Origin of the sequence: Bradyrhizobium genosp. SA-4 str. CB756 (assembly GCF_000473125.1) — a bacterium.
Lineage (GTDB): Bacteria > Pseudomonadota > Alphaproteobacteria > Rhizobiales > Xanthobacteraceae > Bradyrhizobium > Bradyrhizobium arachidis.
In genome coordinates this window covers 3,725,193-3,742,523 of record NZ_KI421499.1, presented here as the reverse complement: position 1 = coordinate 3,742,523, position 17,331 = coordinate 3,725,193, and the positions used below count along the sequence as shown (strand labels likewise).

At 65.2% G+C, this 17,331-nt stretch carries 16 protein-coding genes; 11 read left to right on the top strand and 5 right to left on the bottom strand.

The genetic code is table 11. The annotated features are described in order from the left end of the window. The first annotated feature begins 1 nt into the window (after position 1). The 3 genes from BRAGE_RS0118490 (at position 2) to BRAGE_RS0118480 (ending at position 2,842) form a co-directional block, all read left to right on the top strand. Positions 2–970, top strand: a complete 969-nt coding sequence (locus tag BRAGE_RS0118490) for a branched-chain amino acid ABC transporter permease (protein WP_027557530.1) — start codon at positions 2–4, stop codon at positions 968–970. Between the two features lie 153 nt (positions 971–1,123). Then, on the top strand, positions 1,124–1,768 hold the full coding sequence (locus BRAGE_RS0118485; RefSeq protein ID WP_027557531.1) for a DUF47 domain-containing protein: 645 nt from the start codon (positions 1,124–1,126) through the stop codon (positions 1,766–1,768). 69 nt (positions 1,769–1,837) lie between these two features. Further along, a complete protein-coding gene (locus BRAGE_RS0118480; protein WP_027557532.1) occupies positions 1,838–2,842 on the top strand; it encodes an inorganic phosphate transporter in 1,005 nt (334 codons plus the stop codon). Here the strand turns inward: BRAGE_RS0118480 and sugE are convergent. Beyond that, positions 2,835–3,149 carry a quaternary ammonium compound efflux SMR transporter SugE gene (sugE, locus tag BRAGE_RS0118475; protein ID WP_027557533.1) on the bottom strand — a complete coding sequence of 105 codons (315 nt, stop codon included), beginning with the start codon at positions 3,147–3,149 and terminating at the stop codon, positions 2,835–2,837. The two genes, BRAGE_RS0118480 and sugE, sit on opposite strands and share 8 nt — an antisense overlap. A gap of 157 nt (positions 3,150–3,306) precedes the next feature. Between sugE and BRAGE_RS0118470 the strand changes: the two genes are divergently transcribed. The 8 genes from BRAGE_RS0118470 to BRAGE_RS0118435 all read left to right on the top strand — a co-directional run bounded on the left by BRAGE_RS0118470 (position 3,307) and on the right by BRAGE_RS0118435 (position 12,200). Continuing rightward, entirely contained in the window at positions 3,307–4,929 is a 1,623-nt protein-coding gene (locus tag BRAGE_RS0118470) for a peptide chain release factor 3 (RefSeq protein WP_027557534.1), read from the top strand. A 230-nt stretch (positions 4,930–5,159) separates the two neighbouring features. Then, positions 5,160–5,738, top strand: a complete 579-nt coding sequence (locus BRAGE_RS0118465; RefSeq protein WP_027557535.1) for a hypothetical protein — start codon at positions 5,160–5,162, stop codon at positions 5,736–5,738. A gap of 71 nt (positions 5,739–5,809) precedes the next feature. After that, a complete protein-coding gene (locus BRAGE_RS0118460; protein ID WP_027557536.1) occupies positions 5,810–6,394 on the top strand; it encodes an NnrU family protein in 585 nt (194 codons plus the stop codon). Positions 6,395–6,466: 72 nt separating this feature from the next. Continuing rightward, complete coding sequence (locus BRAGE_RS0118455) at positions 6,467–8,059, top strand: class I adenylate-forming enzyme family protein (RefSeq protein WP_027557537.1); 1,593 nt, start codon at positions 6,467–6,469, stop codon at positions 8,057–8,059. A 168-nt stretch (positions 8,060–8,227) separates the two neighbouring features. After that, entirely contained in the window at positions 8,228–8,881 is a 654-nt protein-coding gene (locus tag BRAGE_RS0118450) for a tetratricopeptide repeat protein (protein ID WP_027557538.1), read from the top strand. A gap of 30 nt (positions 8,882–8,911) precedes the next feature. Beyond that, on the top strand, positions 8,912–9,460 hold the full coding sequence (locus BRAGE_RS0118445) for a hypothetical protein (protein WP_027557539.1): 549 nt from the start codon (positions 8,912–8,914) through the stop codon (positions 9,458–9,460). 104 nt (positions 9,461–9,564) lie between these two features. Further along, the gene (gene der / locus BRAGE_RS0118440) at positions 9,565–10,947 is read left to right on the top strand and encodes a ribosome biogenesis GTPase Der (protein WP_027557540.1); all 1,383 of its coding nucleotides are present in this window, start codon (positions 9,565–9,567) and stop codon (positions 10,945–10,947) included. Further along, on the top strand, positions 10,944–12,200 hold the full coding sequence (locus BRAGE_RS0118435) for a TCR/Tet family MFS transporter (RefSeq protein WP_027557541.1): 1,257 nt from the start codon (positions 10,944–10,946) through the stop codon (positions 12,198–12,200). The genes der and BRAGE_RS0118435 overlap by 4 nt, the downstream gene beginning before the upstream one ends. 102 nt (positions 12,201–12,302) lie before the next feature. Here BRAGE_RS0118435 and BRAGE_RS0118430 read toward each other — a convergent pair whose 3' ends face one another. The 4 genes from BRAGE_RS0118430 to purF all read right to left on the bottom strand — a co-directional run bounded on the left by BRAGE_RS0118430 (position 12,303) and on the right by purF (position 17,314). After that, positions 12,303–13,529 carry an ABC transporter substrate-binding protein gene (locus tag BRAGE_RS0118430; protein ID WP_027557542.1) on the bottom strand — a complete coding sequence of 409 codons (1,227 nt, stop codon included), beginning with the start codon at positions 13,527–13,529 and terminating at the stop codon, positions 12,303–12,305. 167 nt (positions 13,530–13,696) lie between these two features. Continuing rightward, positions 13,697–14,842 carry a hypothetical protein gene (locus BRAGE_RS0118425; protein ID WP_027557543.1) on the bottom strand — a complete coding sequence of 382 codons (1,146 nt, stop codon included), beginning with the start codon at positions 14,840–14,842 and terminating at the stop codon, positions 13,697–13,699. Positions 14,843–14,920: 78 nt separating this feature from the next. Next, positions 14,921–15,661 (bottom strand): SDR family NAD(P)-dependent oxidoreductase, encoded by a 741-nt coding sequence (locus BRAGE_RS0118420; protein WP_027557544.1) that lies wholly within the window; start codon positions 15,659–15,661, stop codon positions 14,921–14,923. A gap of 141 nt (positions 15,662–15,802) precedes the next feature. Next, positions 15,803–17,314: an amidophosphoribosyltransferase gene (gene purF / locus BRAGE_RS0118415; protein WP_027557545.1), complete on the bottom strand. Its 1,512-nt coding sequence runs from the start codon at positions 17,312–17,314 to the stop codon at positions 15,803–15,805. Between the last annotated feature and the right edge of the window lie 17 nt (positions 17,315–17,331).

Here is a 17,331-nt window from a genome sequence, read left to right as displayed (position 1 = left end):
GATGACAGCCTTGACGGACGACACGCTTTCGGTAACCCCGCGCGCGGTGCGCGACGAGATGATCGTCTTCGTGGTGATGGCGCTGCTGCTGGCGTCGGTGCCCTTCACAGGGGTCTATCCGTTCTTCGTGATGCAGGCGCTGTGCTTCGCGCTGCTGGCCTGCGCCTTCAACCTGCTGATCGGTTACGGCGGATTGCTGTCGTTCGGCCACGCGATGTTTATGGGCACGGCCGGCTATTGCAGCGCGCATGCGCTGAAGGTGTGGGCGCTGCCGCCGGAGCTCGGCATTCTCGTCGGTATCGCCGCGGCTTTCGGGCTCTCGATCATCACCGGCTACATCTCGATCCGCCGCCAGGGCATCTATTTCTCGATGATCACGCTGGCGCTGTCGCAGCTCTTGTACTTCATCTATCTCCAAGCGCCGTTCACCCATGGTGAGGACGGCATCCAGGGCATTCCGCAGGGACGCATGTTCGGCGTGCTCGATCTGTCGAAGCCGACCGTGCTCTATTACGTCGTGCTGGTCGGCTTCCTCGCCGGCTTCCTGCTGATCTATCGCATCATCAATTCGCCGTTCGGCGAGGTGCTGAAGTCGATCCGCGAGAACGAGCCGCGCGCGATCTCGCTCGGCTATCGCACCGACCAGTACAAGTTCCTGGCGTTCGTGCTGTCGGGGACGCTGGCGGGCTTTGCCGGTGCGCTGAAAGTGTTCGTGGCGCAGAACGCCTCGCTCACCGACGTGCACTGGACGATGTCGGGCGAGGTCGTGCTGATGACGCTGGTCGGCGGTCTCGGCACCATCTTCGGCCCGGTGGTTGGTGCCTTCGCGATCATCGCCATGCAGCAATACCTGGCGGGCTTCGGCCAGTGGGTGACGGTGATTCAGGGCTCGATCTTCGTGGTCTGCGTGCTCACCTTCCGCCGCGGCGTCATTGGCGAAATCGCCCATTACTTCCGGCGTTCGCTCTAAATCATTGATATCGCATCAATTTCATTGGTGCGCTAAAGCGGTGGATGATCCGGCGCCGCGGGTGTGAGAAGACACGCGCGCGGCGTCGAAATGGTCTATGACAGTTTTGTGACGGCTCGTTCGGGCCGGGCCATTTCGAGCCGGTAGCGACCCATGATGCGTTGGTTTCGCGCTCTGCTTCCCAGGGAAGAGCGCTTTTTCGAACTGTTCGACCGCCATGCCCAGACCGTGATTCAGGGCGCGTTTGCGCTCCAGGGCGTGCTCAATGGCGGCGAGGAGACGCCGGTCTATTGCCAGCGGGTCAGCCAGTTCGAGAACGAGGCCGACAACGTCACCCGCGAGGTGCTGACGGCGGTGCGACGCACGTTCATCACGCCGTTCGATCGCGGTGACATCAAGAACCTCATCACCTCGATGGACGACGCCATCGACCAGATGCAGCAGACCGCAAAGGCGGTGATGCTGTTTGAGGTCCGCGCCTTCGAGCCGCCGATGCGCGAGATCGGCGGGCTTCTGATCGAATGCGCCAATCTGGTCGGACGCGCTTTGCCGCTGTTGCAATCGATCGGGCCGAACGTCGCGATGCTGACAGCCATCACGGAGGAGCTGACCAAGCTCGAGGGGCGTGTCGATGACCTCCACGACATCGGGCTGAAGGAATTGTTCCTCAAGCATCGCGATGGCAACGCGATGGATTTCATCGTCGGCGTCGAGATCTACGACCACCTCGAAAAGGTGGCCGATCGCTTCGACGACGTCGCGAACGAGATCAACAGCATCGTCATCGAGCAGGTCTAGCGCATGATCCGGAAAAGTGTGCAGCGGTTTTCCGCTCAGATCATGCGCGAAGAGTAAGGCAGGGCCGCCGTGGATGCCGCGTTGGGTCTTCCCGTCCTGGTCGGACTGATCGCCGTCGCGCTGCTGTTCGACTTCCTGAACGGCCTGCACGACGCCGCCAATTCGATCGCGACCATCGTGTCGACCCGCGTGCTGCGGCCGCAGTTCGCGGTGCTCTGGGCCGCCTTCTTCAATTTCATCGCCTTCATGGTGTTCGGCCTGCACGTCGCCCAGACCATCGGCACCGGCATCATCGATCCCTCGATCGTCGATGCCCAGGTGATCTTCGCCGCTCTCATCGGCGCCATCGTCTGGAACCTCGTGACCTGGGCGCTCGGCATCCCGTCCTCCTCGTCGCATGCGCTGATCGGCGGCCTTGTCGGCGGCGGCATGGCCAAGGCGGGGATTTCGGCGGCGGTGTGGGGCGGTCTGTCGAAGACGGTGCTGGCGATCGTCCTGTCGCCGCTGGTCGGCTTCTTTCTCGCGATGATGCTGGTCGCGATCGTGTCCTGGCTCTCGGTGCGCTCGACGCCGTTTGCGGTCGACCGCGCGTTCCGCATCCTGCAATTCGCCTCCGCCTCGCTCTATTCGCTCGGCCATGGCGGCAACGACGCGCAGAAGACCATGGGCATCATTGCCGTGCTGCTCTATTCGCAGGGCCATCTCGGCGGCGAATTTTCGGTGCCGTTCTGGGTGGTGCTGTCGTGCCAGGCGGCGATGGCGTTGGGCACGCTGATGGGCGGCTGGCGCATCGTCCGCACCATGGGCCTGCGCATCACCAAGCTGACGCCGATGCAGGGCTTCTGCGCCGAGACGGGCGGCGCCGCGACGCTGTTCATGGCGACGTTTCTCGGCGTTCCCGTCTCGACCACCCACACCATCACTGGCGCCATCGTCGGCGTCGGTGCCGCCCGCCGGGTTTCGGCGGTGCGCTGGAACGTCGCAAGCTCGATCGTCTATGCCTGGGTGATCACCATCCCGGCCTCGGCCATCGTGGCCGCGCTGACCTGGTGGGCAGTCCAGCTCTTCAGGTGACGAGCTTCAGCCCGACGATGCCGGCAACGATCAGCCCGATGCTGGCGAGGCGGAAGGCGGTGGCGGGCTCGCCGAACAGGAAGATGCCGAGCGTGGCAGTGCCGACCGCGCCGATCCCGGTCCAGACCGCATAGGCGGTCCCGACGGGCAGGGATTTGAGGGCAAATCCCAGCAGGATGACGCTGCCGGCCATCGCCGCGAGCGTGACGACGGACGGAACAAGCCTGGTGAAACCCTCGGTGTACTTCAGCCCGATCGCCCAGGTGATCTCGAGAAGACCGGCGACGAACAGGATGCTCCAGGCCATGACGACCCTCCATTCAAGGCAGGGTCGTCCCCGCTGGCGATTAGTTGTGAAAAGGAGGGCCGTCCCTCCCAAACGGCGATATGGGGCTGGCTGAAGGGCTCCGCAATCACCAAATCAGGCTTGATCAGGCCCATTTTCCCTGCCAAACGCTCCCGCCATGTCCGACATCGCCACCACCACAGCCGAATCGCCGGCCCGTTCCCCGCTTGCCGCCGAAGTGGCGCGTCGGCGGACCTTTGCGATCATCTCGCATCCAGACGCCGGCAAGACCACGCTGACCGAAAAGCTCCTGCTGTTCGGCGGCGCCATCAACCTCGCCGGCCAGGTCAAGGCAAAGGGCGAACGGCGCAATACGCGCTCGGACTGGATGAAGATCGAGCGCGAGCGCGGCATCTCGGTCGTGACCTCGGTCATGACCTTCGAGTTCGAGGGCCTCGTGTTCAACCTCCTGGACACGCCGGGCCACGAGGACTTTTCGGAAGACACCTACCGCACGCTCACCGCGGTCGATTCCGCGGTCATGGTGATCGACGCCGCCAAGGGCATCGAGGCGCGCACCCGCAAGCTGTTCGAGGTCTGCCGGTTGCGCGACATCCCGATCATCACCTTCATCAACAAGATGGACCGCGAGAGCCGCGACGTGTTCGAGCTGCTCGACGAGATCGAGAAGACGCTGGCGCTCGACACCACGCCGATGACCTGGCCGGTTGGCCGCGGCCGCGACTTCCTCGGCACCTACGACGTCATCAATGGCGGTGTCCGCCTGCTCGAAGGCGGCGGCGCCAAGACTGGCGCGGCGCAGCAGATCGCGATCGCCGAACTCGCCAAGCTCAACGCCAATCTCGACGCCTCTGCTGTGAAGGACGAACTCGAGCTCGTCACCGAAGCTTCAAAACCATTCGAGCTCGACGCGTTTCGCGAAGGGCATCTGACGCCGGTCTATTTCGGCAGCGCGCTGCGCAATTTCGGCGTCGGCGACCTCCTGGAAGGCCTCGGCAAGTTCGCGCCCGAGCCGCGCGCGCAGGACAGCGACCAGCGCAAGGTCGAGGCGACAGATCCGCGCATGAGCGCCTTCGTGTTCAAGATCCAGGCCAACATGGATCCGAACCACCGCGACCGCATTGCCTTCGCGCGCCTGTGCTCCGGCAAGCTCAGCCGCGGCATGAAGGCCAAGCTCGTGCGCACCGGCAAGAGCATGCCGCTGTCGAGCCCGCAATTCTTCTTCGCGCAGGACCGTTCGGTCGCGGACGAGGCCTTTGCCGGCGACGTCGTCGGCATTCCCAATCACGGCACGTTGCGCATCGGCGACACGCTGACCGAAGGCGAGGATTTCAATTTCGTGGGCGTGCCGAGCTTTGCGCCGGAAATCGTTCGCCGCGTGCGGCTCACCGACGCCATGAAAGCGAAGAAGCTGAAGGAAGCGCTTCAGCAGATGTCGGAAGAGGGCGTGGTCCAGGTGTTCCGCCCGCGCGACGGCGCGCCGGCACTGGTCGGCGTGGTCGGCGCGCTTCAGCTCGACGTGCTGAAGGCGCGCCTCGAAGCCGAATATTCGCTGCCGGTCGAGTTCGAGGTCAGCGAATTCCAGCTTGCGCGTTGGGTCTCCTCCGAGGACCGCAAGAAGCTCGACACCTTCATCGCCGCCAACACGTCCAGCATCGCCGACGATGTCGACGGCGATCCCGTGTACCTGGCGCGGAACGAGTTCTATCTCGGTTACACCAGGGAGCGCGCCGAGGGCATCGAGTTCACCAACGTCAAGGACGTCAAGAAGAAGGGGTAGGGCGCTCTCGCCCGCCACTGGCCAAACGCCCCACTGTCATTCCCCGCGAAGGCGGGGAATCCAGTACGCCGCAGCCCATCGATTCAATCATTGCCGTCACGGCGTACTGGGTCGCCCGGTCAAGCCGGGCGACGACAGCGTGCTCGAACGCAAGCATGTGAACGTCCGCAGGCTTGACGTTGTCAGAGGCAATGCCACCTTCAACTCGTGTGACATCGCGAGCTCGCATCATGTGGCGCGGCATCCTCGTTCTGTTCCTGCTGGCGATGTCGACGATCGCCGCCGACGCGCGGCCGCGCCAGATCAATCCGATCCCGTTTTCACACGAGCCGTGCAGCGTGCTCGACGGCCGGCCCTGTACGCCGTCTTATTGCAGCCCGCTCGAGCCCGGCCCCTGCATTCCCGAGATCGACTATCCGTACGGCCAGAATCTCCAGCTCACGGTCGAGAGCGTTCCGTCCGACGCCGATCGCGCCAAATATCAAAGGCCGGATCACGACCTCGACACGATCGGCGACCTCTTCGCCGAGCTGCGCAGCTGCTGGTTGCCGCCCTCCGATAATGCGCGGGCGGGCATGCAGATGTCGGTGCGCTTCAGCTTCAACAAGGCGGGCGGCCTGATCGGCCCGCCGCGCCTGACATACGCGACCGCGGGCGTCCCCGCCGACATCCGAACGACCTACCTCAACGCGATCAATTCATCGCTGAAAGCCTGTCTGCCGCTGAAATTTACCAGCGGCCTCGGCGGCGCGCTGGCGGGCCGGCCGATCGCGATCCGCTACGTCGACAATCGGGGGCTCGGCAAATAGCGCGTCAGTTGCGACCGGCGGCCAATCGATGATACGCCATGGGCGGGGGCGTTGGACGAGGGGAGGATGTCGTGGGTCTGCTGGTCATGATCCTGGGGCTGGTGCTGTTTTTCGCGGCCCATGGTTTCACCACGAAACGCGAGGCGCGCGCGCAAGCCATCGTGAGGCTGGGCGAGGGGACCTACAAGCTCCTTTACTCCGTCGTTTCGCTTGCGGGGCTGGCGCTGATCATCTGGGGCTTTGCCCATTATCGTAGCTCCGGCTGGATCGACGTCTGGTATCCGCCGAAGGCGCTCAAGCACATAACCCTCGCGCTGATGCTGCCCGCGGTCATCCTGGTGGTCGCCTCCTACCTGCGCGGCCGCATTTATGCGACGCTGAAGCATCCGATGCTGGCGGGCATCAAACTGTGGGCGGCAGCGCATCTGCTCGCCAATGGCGATCTCGGCTCCATCATCCTGTTCGGCTCGTTCCTGGGCTGGGCGGTGTATGACCGCATTTCGCTCAAGCATCGCAAGGACGCTGGCGGGCCGCCGATCCCGGTGGGCGGCGTCACCAACGATCTGATCGCTGTTGCTGTGGGCGTCGTTGCCTATCTGGCTCTGGCGTTTGCGTTCCATCCGGTGGTGATCGGTGTTCCCGTCGTGGGGGTGTAGCCGATCGGCACAAGACACGGCCTGCACGTCCGTGCGCGGAAGATAACAAGAGCAACAAGCCGAGGCATTCCGATGGACTGGTGGCAATCTCAGATCCCGCCGATGCGTCTCGAGGCGCGCTTTGGCGATCGGGCGGTGCCGGCGTTCTGGGACCGTCCGGCGAGCTTGTGGGCCATGATTGCGGACGCCTGCGCACGCAATGCCGATGGCGAAGCGCTGATCGCAGGCGACGTCCGCCTGAGCTGGCGGCAGGCGGTAGAGCAGGCCGCGCGGATCGCGGCGGGTTTCCGCAAGCTCGGCCTGCAACGCGGCGATCGCGTTGCGATCCTGCTCGGCAACCGCATCGAGTTTCCGCTGCTGCTGTTTGCCGCCGCGCATGAGGGCCTCGTCACGGTGCTGCTGAGCACGCGCCAGCAGAAACCCGAGATCGCCTATGTGCTCGCCGACTGCGGCGCCAGGATCCTGATCCATGAGGCAGGACTTGCCGACCGGCTGCCCGATGCATCGGATGTCCCCGATGTGATCCACCGCATCGCCATCGACAGCGATCCGGCCCTGTCGCGTTTTGGCATGCTGGCGGACAATCCTCCGGCACCGGCGCCTGTCGAGGTGGGCGAAGAGGACACCGCGATGATCCTCTACACCTCGGGCACGACGGGCAAGCCGAAGGGCGCGATGCTCGCCCATTGCAACATCGTGCATTCCTCGATGGTGTTCGTGTCCTGCCTGCAATTGACGGAAACGGACCGTTCGATCGCGGCGGTGCCGCTCGGCCATGTCACCGGCGTCGTCGCCAACATCACGACGATGATCCGCTGCGGCGGCGCGCTGATCATCATGCCGGAGTTCAAGGCCGCAGAGTATCTCAAGCTCGCCGCGCGCGAGCGCGTCACTTACACGGTGATGGTGCCGGCGATGTACAATCTCTGCCTGCTCCAGCCCGATTTCGACAGCTATGATCTCTCGAGCTGGCGCATCGGCGGCTTCGGCGGCGCGCCGATGCCGGTCGCGACCATCGAGAAGCTCAAGGCGACGATCCCCGGTCTGAAGCTTGCGAACTGCTACGGCGCCACTGAGACGACGTCGCCGTCGACGATCATGCCGGGCGAGCTGACCGCGAGCCACATCGATAGCGTCGGCCTGCCGTGCCCCGGTGCGCGCATCGTCGCGATGGGGACGGACGGGCGCGAGCTGCCGCCCGGCGAGATCGGCGAGCTCTGGATCCAGAGCGCCTCGGTCATCAAAGGTTACTGGAACAATCCGAAGGCGACGGCGGAGAGCTTCACCGCCGGATTCTGGCACTCCGGCGATCTCGGCTCGGTCGACGCCGAAGGCTTCGTCCGCGTGTTCGACCGGCAGAAGGACATGATCAACCGCGGCGGGCTGAAGATCTATTCCGCCGAGGTCGAGTCTGTGCTGGCCGGCCACCCCGCGGTGGTCGAGAGCGCGATCATCGCCAAAGCGTGCCCGGTGCTGGGCGAGCGCGTCCATGCCGTCGTGGTGACACGCGCGCCCGTGGCCGCCGACGCCTTGCGGGCCTGGTGCGCGGAACGGCTGTCCGACTACAAGGTCCCCGAGACCATGGCGATCACCGCCGAGCCGCTGCCGCGCAATGCCAATGGCAAGGTGCTGAAGCGGCAGCTGCGGGAGCTCCCGGGAGCCTGAGCCGGGCGGGCGGTCTTCCGGGCTCCTGCGGGGTGGTTAACGCCTTGATCGGGCTGGCTTTGCCTTGCCACCGCCATATCGTTAGGGTACCTCGCCGCCACACGGGGACGGGATTCCTGACGCGGACGCACTGGCGCGCGCACCGGGACGGGCATGGGATTGGCATAAGTGTCTGAATTATTTGACGAAGTCGACGAGGAAGTACGTCGCGAACAGCTCAAGAAGCTGTGGGATAAATATTCGATCTACTTCATCGCCCTGATGGTGCTCATCGTGGCCGCCGTCGGCGGCTGGCGCGGCTATCAGTACCTGGAGGCCAAGAAGGCCGCCGAGGCCGGCGCCGCCTTCGAGAAGGCTGTCGAGCTGTCCGACCAGAACAAGCACGCCGAGGCCGAAGCCGCCTTCACCGAGCTCGCCGCCAAGGCGCCGTCGGGCTATCGCACGCTGTCGAGACTGCGCGCTGCGGCCGAGGCCGCCCCCCGCGATCCCAAGGCAGCCGCGAAGATGTATGACGACATCGCCGCCGACCGCAGTGTGGGTGGCGAGTGGCAGGATCTGGCCAAGATTCGTGCCGCCGGCTTGCTGCTCGACAGCGCGTCCTATGCCGACATGCAGCAGCGGCTGGAGGCTTCGGCCGCGCCCAAATCGACATTCCGCCACAGCGCGCGCGAGATGCTGGCGCTGTCGGCCTGGCGCAACAACGACGCGACCGCCGCGCGCAAATGGCTCGATACGATTGCCGAAGACGGCGAAACGCCGCCCGGCCTGCGCTCGCGCGCCGAGGCGCTCCAGGCTCTGCTGCCGCCCGTCGCCAAAAGCTGACGACGGACCTCTGACGTAACGAGACACAAGATGCGCCGCACGCCACGCTTGATCGCAGCCGCCGTCCTGATCGCCTTCACGGGTGTCCTGGGCGGCTGCTCCAGCTTCGATCCAAGCGACATGCTCGACTTCCTCGACACCAAGAAGAAGCTGCCGGGTGACCGCAAACCGGTGTTCCCGGAAGGTGTCCCGGGCCTCGAGCAGGGCGTCCCGAAGGAGCTGTACAAGGGCGCCCAGCAACAGCCCGATCCGAACGCGGGTGCCGTTGCGGCCTTGCCGACCGAGCCGCCGCCGCCCGAACCGGCCAAGGGCGCCAAGGCGAAGAAGAGCAAGCATCCGGCGGCCGCGGCCGCACCGGCTGAGGCGCCCGCCGGCGAGGTCGATGGCGAGGCCCAGCCGGAAGCTGCGCCGCCCACCGCCGCGCCCCCGCCCAAGCAGAAAATCGTCCGCAAGCGCACCACCGCGCCGCCACCGGACCAGACCGTTCAACAGCAGCCGGCACAATCGGCCCAGACCACGCAGCAGCAGTCGCAGGGTGGCTTCCCGGCGCCGCTGCCGAGCGGCAGCTTCTCGCGCTAGAGCATGATCCGGAAAAGTGTGAAGCGGTTTTCCGAAAAGATCATGCTCAAACAATTACCTCCATTGCATTGACAGGCGCAGCCCCGGCAGCGCACGAATGACCGATGTCCTTCACGATCGCCATCATCGGCCGGCCCAATGTCGGCAAATCGACGCTGTTCAACCGCCTGGTCGGACAGAAGCTCGCGCTCGTCGATGATCTGCCGGGCGTCACCCGTGACCGCCGCGAGGGTGAGGCCAGGCTCGGCGACCTCCAGTTCACCATCATCGATACCGCCGGCCTCGACGAGGGTGCCAAGGGTTCGCTGACCGCGCGGATGCAGGAGCAGACCGAGACCGCGATCGCGCAGGCCGACGCGCTGTTCTTCGTGATCGACGCCCGCATCGGCCTCACGCCCACCGATCGCGCCTTCGCCGATTTCGCCCGCAAGGCCAACAAGCCGGTGGTGCTCGTCGCCAACAAGAGCGAAGGCAAGCATGGCGATGCCGGTGCGATGGAAGCGTTCGCGCTTGGTCTGGGCGATCCCATCCAGATCTCCGCCGAGCATGGCGAGGGCATGGGCGAGCTTTACGACGAGCTTGCCAAGTTGATGCCGGAGCCTGTCGAGGAAGATGAGGATGAGGACGACGCGCCGCTCTCGGAAGAAGAAGCCGCGACGCGCCCGATCCGGGTCGCCATCGTCGGCCGGCCCAATGCCGGCAAGTCGACGCTGATCAACCATCTGCTCGGCGAAGAACGTTTGTTGACGAGCCCGGAGGCCGGCACCACGCGCGATTCCATCGCGGTCGAGATCAACTGGAAGGGCCGCGAATTCCGCGTGTTCGATACCGCGGGTCTACGCCGGCGCTCGCGCATCGAGGAGAAGCTGGAAAAGCTCTCGGTCGCGGATGCGCTGCGCGCGGTGCGCTTTGCCGAAGTCGTTGTGTTGATGATGGACTCGCAGAACCGCTTCGAGGAGCAGGACCTGCGCATCGCCGATCTGATCGAGCGCGAGGGCCGCGCCGTCGTGCTCGCCGTCAACAAATGGGACCTGATGGAGACCAAGGGCGGCGGCGCGATCTCGGGCCTGCGCCGCGATGCCGATCACTGGCTGCCGCAGGTCAAGGGCGTGCCGATCGTCGCCGTTTCCGGCCTGATGGGTGAGGGCATCGACCGCCTGATGCAGGCGATCCAGGATGCCTATGCGGTCTGGAACAGGCGCGTGCCGACCTCGGCACTCAATCGCTGGTTCGAGCAGGCGATCCAGGCCAATCCGCCGCCCGCGGTGTCCGGCCGCCGGTTGAAACTGAACTACATCACGCAGAACAAGGCGCGCCCGCCGAGCTTTGTGCTGTTCTGCTCGCGCGCCGATGCCGTGCCGCAGTCCTATCTGCGCTATTTGACCAATTCCATGCGCGAGACGTTCGAGCTGCCGGGCACGCCGGTGCGCATCACCCTGCGCGAGAAAGCCAATCCCTTCGCGCACAAGCGCAAGCGGCCGTCATGAGCGACGGCGCCGGCGAGGCGGTGGCGCAGGGCACAGCGCCGGTCCGGCGCGGCGCGGTCGCCTTCATCTTCGTCACCATCCTCTTGGACATGGTCGCGCTCGGCGTGATCATGCCGGTCCTGCCAAAGCTGATCGAGGGCTTCGTCGACAACGACACCGCGCATGCGGCCCGCATCTTCGGCCTGTTCGGCACCGCCTGGGCGCTGATGCAGTTCGTGTTCTCGCCGGTGCTCGGCGCACTCTCCGATCGCTTCGGGCGGCGACCGGTGGTGCTGTTGTCGAATTTCGGGCTCGCCGCCGATTATGTGCTGATGGCGCTGGCGCCGTCCCTGACCTGGCTGTTCATCGGCCGCGTCATCTCCGGCATCACGTCGGCCAGCATCTCGACCGCGTTTGCCTATATCGCCGACATCACGCCGCCAGAACGCCGCGCGGCAATCTTCGGCAGGATTGGCGCTGCCTTCGGCGCCGGTTTCATCCTCGGTCCGGCGCTCGGCGGCCTGCTCGGCGATATCGATCCGCGGCTGCCGTTCTGGGCGGCGGCGGCCCTCAGCTTCGCCAATGCGCTCTACGGGCTGTTCGTCCTGCCGGAATCCCTGGTGCCCGAGAAGCGCGCGCCGTTCCATTGGAGAAGCGCCAATCCGGTCGGAGCGCTGCATCTGCTGCGGTCCAATGCGGCGCTGGCCGGACTGTCGATCGTCAATTTCATCGCGCAGGTCGCGCATGTCGTGCTGCCCTCGACCTTCGTGCTGTATGCGACCTATCGCTACGGCTGGGATTCCAAGACGGTCGGATTGACGCTCGCGATGGTCGGCATCTGCGCCATGGTGGTGCAGGGGCTCGCCATCGGCCCGATCGTGGGCGTGCTTGGCGAGCGCAAAGCGCTGGTGCTCGGCCTGTGCTGTGGCGCGATCGGCTTCGTGATCTTCGGCGCCGCGCCGACCGGGCCGTTGTTCTGGATCGGCATTCCCGTGATGTCGCTATGGGGCATTTCGGGCGCCGCCATGCAATCGTTGATGACACGGCTGGTCGCGCCCGATCAGCAGGGCCAGTTGCAGGGCGCAACCGCGAGCGTGCAGAGTGTCTCGCAGCTCGTCGGCCCGTTCCTGTTCACGCTGACGTTCTCCTACTTCATCGGCGCCAGCGCGCCGCTGCATCTGCCCGGCGCGCCATTTCTGTTGGCGGCGGCGCTGATGGTGGTGTGCGTGATGATTGCGATGCGGGCGCTGAATGCCACGAAGACGGTCCCGTAGGGTGGGCAAAGCGAAGCGTGCCCACCACTTCGCGTAGTCGTGTAGAGAAGGTGGGCACGGCGCTTGCGCGCCTTTGCCCACCCTACGGCAGCGTCGATTGGGCTATTTCTTCACCAGCGGGCACTCGCTGTCCTTGAGCGGCTTGGCCGCGTCTTCAGCCGAGATGGTCGCGACCAGTTTGTAATAGTCCCACGGCCCCTTCGACTCCTCCGGCTTCTTCACCTCGAACAGATAGGCCGGGATGATGCGGCGGCCGTCCTCGCGCAGCGGGCCCTTGCCGAACAGCGGATCGTCGGTCGGGATTTCCTTCATCTTGGCGACGACCTTGGCGCCGTCATGCGGGTTGCCGCCGAGCGCTTCGAGTGCCTTGAGGTAATGCAGCACGCCGGCATAGTTGCCGGCCTGCGTCATCGACGGCATCGCCTTGTTGGCGGTTTTATCCTGGAAACGCTTCGAGAAGGCGCGCGTGCCCTCGTTGAGGTCCCAGTAGAACGATTCGGTGAAGGTGAGGCCGTGCGCGGTCTTGAGGCCGAGCGAGTGAACGTCGTTGATGAACAGCAGGAGCGCGGCGAGCTTCTGGCCGCCTTCGACGATGCCGAACTCGGCCGCCTGCTTGATTGAGTTGGTGGTGTCGCCGCCGGCATTGGCGAGCCCGACGATCTTCGCCTTGGAGTTCTGCGCCTGCAGCAGGAACGAGGAGAAGTCGGACGTGTTGAGCGGATGCTTGACACCACCGAGCACCTTGCCGCCATTCGCGGTGACGACCGCGCTGGTGTCACGCTCGAGCGCGGCGCCGAACGCATAGTCGGCGGTCAGGAAGAACCAGGTGTCGCCGCCGGCCTTGGTCAGCGCCTTACCGGTGCCGTTGGCGAGCATGTAGGTGTCGTAGGTGTAGGAGATGGTGTTGGCGTTGCACGCCTTGCCGGTGAGGTCGGCGCTGGCGCCGCCATTGTTGAGCAGGACGACGTTCTTTTCCTTGGCGACGTTGCTGACCGCCAGAGCTACTCCGGAGTTCGGCGTGTCGGTGATCATGTCGACCTTCTGGGTGTCGATCCACTGCCGCGCGATGTTCACGCCGATGTCCGGCTTGTTCTGATGGTCGCCGCTGACGACTTCGATCTTCCAGCCCTTGGCAGCCAGGCCGGAATCCTCCACCGCCATCTTGACTGCCACCACGGAGTTGGGGCCACCGATGTCGGCGTAGAGACTGGACATGTCATTGAGCACGCCGATCGTGACAGTCTTGTCCTGAGCGTAGGCGGATGTGGCAAAACCGAAAGCGGCGCAGGCCAGAAGGGCCGCGGAGCGGCGCGCGAACGTCGTCGTCATAAAAGGTTTCCTCCATTGTCAAATATGCGGACGGCTCTCTTGCGGAGCCTTGTTCCGGCTGATCGCTCTACCGTGTCCCGCAGGTCCCGGCAATGCGCCTAAAGCCGGATGACGCTGCGTCGTAGCGTCATCCGTCGGTTAACTTTTGGGCAAAATGCGTTGAGACGCTATTTGAGCGCGTCCGAGGTCAGCTTGAATTTCTGGATGCGTTTTCCGGTATCGACCTCGGCGGTATAGACGTTACCCTTGGCGTCGACCGCCATCGCATGCACCCAGTGGAATTGCCCGGCATTGCGGCCGTTATGGCCGAAGCTGCCGACGACACTGCCGTCGTCGCGCTTGATGACCCTGATCTCGTTGTTCTCGCCGTCGGCGCTGAGCAGATAGGTCTGCTTCGGATCGGGCCAGATCGCGATGTCCCACACCGCGCCATTGCCGAGCGTGTTCTTCTCGAAGAAGAACTCCTTCACGAAGGTGCCGTCCTTCTTGAACACCTGGATACGGTTGTTGATGCGATCGCAGACATAGACGAGGCCGTCATTCGCGAGCTTCACGCAATGGACGGGGTTGCCGAATTGCTGCGACACCGGCGCCTTGGGATCGTACGCCGCCTGCTTGGCGTCATCGGGCTTGTTGCCGTAGGCGCCCCAGTGCCGCTTGTAGGCGAGCGTCGTCGCATCGAACACGATGACGCGGCGGTTGCCGTAACCGTCGGCGACGTAGATCTCGTTCGCCTCCTTGTCGAGCGCGGTTTCGGCGGGCTTGCCGAGCTGCGTCGTGTCGTTGCTGCCGAGGCTCGGCGCGATCTTGCCGATCTGCGCGACGAACTTGCCGTCCAGCGTGAACTTCAGGATCGCGTTGTCGTTGTCGGCATTGCCGCCGACCCAGACGAAGCCGCGTTCGTCGACCTCGATGCCGTGCTCGCGGCCGACCCATTCATAGCCTTCGCCCGGACCGCCCCATGAGCGCAGGAGGTTGCCGTCGCTGTCGAACTCGAGCACGGGCGGCGCCGAGACGCAGCACTTGGAGCGCGGCGGATTGAGGCTCGCGCCTTTCTCATCGTCGGTGAGCGAGCGCGGGCGATGGATGACCCAGATGTGGCCCTGCCAATCGACGGTGATGCCGCCGACCTGGCCGAGGATCCAGTTGTTCGGCAGCTGCTTTGGCCAGGAGGGATCGACCGCGAAGGTCGGGACATCGCCGGCAATCGCAACGCCCGGAAGAACGAACGCAATGGCTGCGATCAGGATGGAAAAAGCGTGAGAGACATTTGCGAGCGCACGCGAAAGCCCTGCGCGATGCCATGGTGTCATGGCGACCTCCCTTTTTTGGCCTGCGGCTTGCTGCCGTCTAGGCGCGGGCAGTCAATCGCGGGGAGGCACTTGAGTCAATCAGGCCGGCGGGCGGAAGCTCATCAGGGTGCGGGTTTTGTAGTCGTAGAACTTGCCGGTCTCGGTCCAGTCGGGGGCGCATAGCGGCACGATGAATTCGGCGACTTGCTCGGGCGTGTCGAGCGTCACAGGGTCTTCGCCGGGCATCAGGGTGGCGCGCATGCGGGTACGGATCGGCCCGGGATTGAACAGGTTGACGCGGATAGGCGTGTTCGCGGTCTCCTGCGCCCAGGCGCGCGCCAGCGTTTCCAGTGCGGCCTTGGAGGCGGCGTAGGGGCTGACATAGGCGGTTGCCTTGTTGGCGGCGCCCGAGGTGATGAACACGGCGCGGCCGGCATCGGATTGCCTCAGCAGCGGCTCCATGCAGCGGATCAGCTGGAAGTTGGCGGAGACGTTGACGGCCATGACGTCGTTGAAGGTCTTCAGCTCGATATGGCCGACCGGCGAGGAGGGGCCGAGCACGCCGGCATTGCCGACGAGGATGTCGAGCTTGCCGTAGCGCTCGTGCAGGCCAGCGCCTAACCGCGCGATGCCGTCAAAATCGGTGAGGTTCAGTGGCACCAGCGTGGCGCTGCCGCCCACTTTGCGGATCTCGTCGTCGAGCTCTTCCAGCCCGCCTTGCGTGCGCGCGGTCGCAACGATATGGGCGCCGGCCTTTGCCAGCGCGAGGGCGGTAGCAAAACCGATGCCGCGCGAGGCGCCGGTGACGAGAGCGATGCGGTTGGCGAGTGGCTTTGTCATGGCGGGGTTTTACAGGCGTGAACGGCCGGGACAAGCCCCCATCCGCACCTGTCATTCCGGGATGGTGCGAAGCACCAGACCCGGAATCTCGAGATCCCGGGTTCGATGCTTCGCATCGCCCCCGGGATGACGCTTTCAGCGTCAGCTCGCCTCCGCCAGCAGCGACAATTGCCGCGGCTGCGGCTCGGTCTGGGTCTGGTCGGTGAGGTGGGTCGGATAGGCCCCGGTGAAGCAATGGTCCGAGAATTTCGGATTGGCGGGGTCGCGGCCGGGCTCGCCCATGGCGCGGTACATGCCGTCGATCGACAGGAAGGCGAGCGAGTCGGCACCGATGATCTCGCGCATCTCCTCCAGCGAATGCGTCGCGGCCAGGAGGCCGCCGCGATCGGGCAGGTCGATGCCGTAGTAGTCGGGGTAGAGGATCGGCGGCGAAGCAAGGCGGAAATGCACTTCCTTGGCGCCGGCATCGCGCATCATGCGCACGATTTTCTTCGAGGTCGTGCCGCGCACCAGGGAGTCGTCGATCAGGATGATGCGCTTGCCTTCGATCGCGGCGCGATTGGCCGAGTGCTTCATGCGCACGCCGGACTCGCGGATCGCCTGCGTCGGCTGGATGAAGGTGCGGCCGACATAGTGGTTGCGGATGATGCCGAGCTCGAACGGCACGCCGGAATGCTGGCTGTAGCCGACCGCGGCGGGCACGCCGGAATCCGGCACCGGCACGACGACGTCGATCGGCACGTGGCTCTCGCGCGCGAGCTGCGCGCCGAAGGCCTTGCGCACCTCGTAGACCGAGCGGCCGTGGACGATGGAATCCGGCCGGGAGAAATAGATGTATTCGAAGATGCAGGGGCGCGGCGCCATCGGCGGGAACGGCTTGTGGATGTCCTGGCCGTTCTCGTCGAACACGATGACTTCGCCCGGCTCGATGTCGCGGATGAAGCGCGCGCCGATGATGTCGAGCGCGCAGGTCTCCGAGGTCAGGATCGGGCAGCCGTCGAGCTCGCCGAGCACCAGCGGGCGGATGCCGCGCGGGTCGCGCGCGCCGACCAGCTTCTTGTTGGTCAGCGAGACCAGCGCATAGGCGCCCTCGATCTCGCGCAGCGCGTCGATATAGCGCTCGATGAAGCGGGCGCGCTTGGAGCGTGCGACCAGATGCAGGATCACCTCGGTGTCGGTGGTCGACTGCATCATCGCGCCGTGCTTCACGAGCTCGCGGCGCAGCGTCAGGCCGTTGGTGAGGTTGCCGTTGTGGGCGACCGCGAGACCGCCGGCATTGAGCTCGGCGAACAGCGGCTGCACGTTGCGCAGGATGGTGGCGCCGGTGGTCGAGTAGCGGACATGGCCGACTGCCATGTTGCCGGGCAGGCGCTCGATCACCTCGCGGCGGGAGAAGGTGTCGCCGACGAGACCGAGGCGGCGTTCCGAGTGAAAGCGGCTGCCGTCATAGGAGACGATGCCGGCGGCTTCCTGGCCGCGGTGCTGAAGGGCATGGAGGCCGAGTGCGGTGATGGCGGCGGCGTCCGGATGTCCATAGATGCCGAATACGCCGCATTCCTCGCGAAGCGTATCTCCCTCCAGGTCGTCCTGAAGCTCTAGCGCGGCGGAGCCGGGATCGAGTTCAGTGTGGGCGTCCTGGTCAGGGTGTCGCATCTCGTCCGCGCCTCTCT

What these genes read in the sequence shown, in the direction of transcription:
- BRAGE_RS0118490 (WP_027557530.1), top strand. Translation starts at nt 2, where the DNA reads ATGACAGCCTTGACGGACGACACGCTTTCGGTAACCCCGCGCGCGGTG.
- BRAGE_RS0118485 (WP_027557531.1), top strand. Translation starts at nt 1,124, where the DNA reads ATGATGCGTTGGTTTCGCGCTCTGCTTCCCAGGGAAGAGCGCTTTTTC.
- sugE (WP_027557533.1), bottom strand. Translation starts at nt 3,149, where the DNA reads ATGGCCTGGAGCATCCTGTTCGTCGCCGGTCTTCTCGAGATCACCTGG.
- BRAGE_RS0118470 (WP_027557534.1), top strand. Translation starts at nt 3,307, where the DNA reads ATGTCCGACATCGCCACCACCACAGCCGAATCGCCGGCCCGTTCCCCG.
- BRAGE_RS0118465 (WP_027557535.1), top strand. Translation starts at nt 5,160, where the DNA reads ATGTGGCGCGGCATCCTCGTTCTGTTCCTGCTGGCGATGTCGACGATC.
- BRAGE_RS0118455 (WP_027557537.1), top strand. Translation starts at nt 6,467, where the DNA reads ATGGACTGGTGGCAATCTCAGATCCCGCCGATGCGTCTCGAGGCGCGC.
- BRAGE_RS0118445 (WP_027557539.1), top strand. Translation starts at nt 8,912, where the DNA reads ATGCGCCGCACGCCACGCTTGATCGCAGCCGCCGTCCTGATCGCCTTC.
- der (WP_027557540.1), top strand. Translation starts at nt 9,565, where the DNA reads ATGTCCTTCACGATCGCCATCATCGGCCGGCCCAATGTCGGCAAATCG.
- BRAGE_RS0118435 (WP_027557541.1), top strand. Translation starts at nt 10,944, where the DNA reads ATGAGCGACGGCGCCGGCGAGGCGGTGGCGCAGGGCACAGCGCCGGTC.
- BRAGE_RS0118430 (WP_027557542.1), bottom strand. Translation starts at nt 13,529, where the DNA reads ATGACGACGACGTTCGCGCGCCGCTCCGCGGCCCTTCTGGCCTGCGCC.
- BRAGE_RS0118425 (WP_027557543.1), bottom strand. Translation starts at nt 14,842, where the DNA reads ATGACACCATGGCATCGCGCAGGGCTTTCGCGTGCGCTCGCAAATGTC.
- BRAGE_RS0118420 (WP_027557544.1), bottom strand. Translation starts at nt 15,661, where the DNA reads ATGACAAAGCCACTCGCCAACCGCATCGCTCTCGTCACCGGCGCCTCG.
- purF (WP_027557545.1), bottom strand. Translation starts at nt 17,314, where the DNA reads ATGCGACACCCTGACCAGGACGCCCACACTGAACTCGATCCCGGCTCC.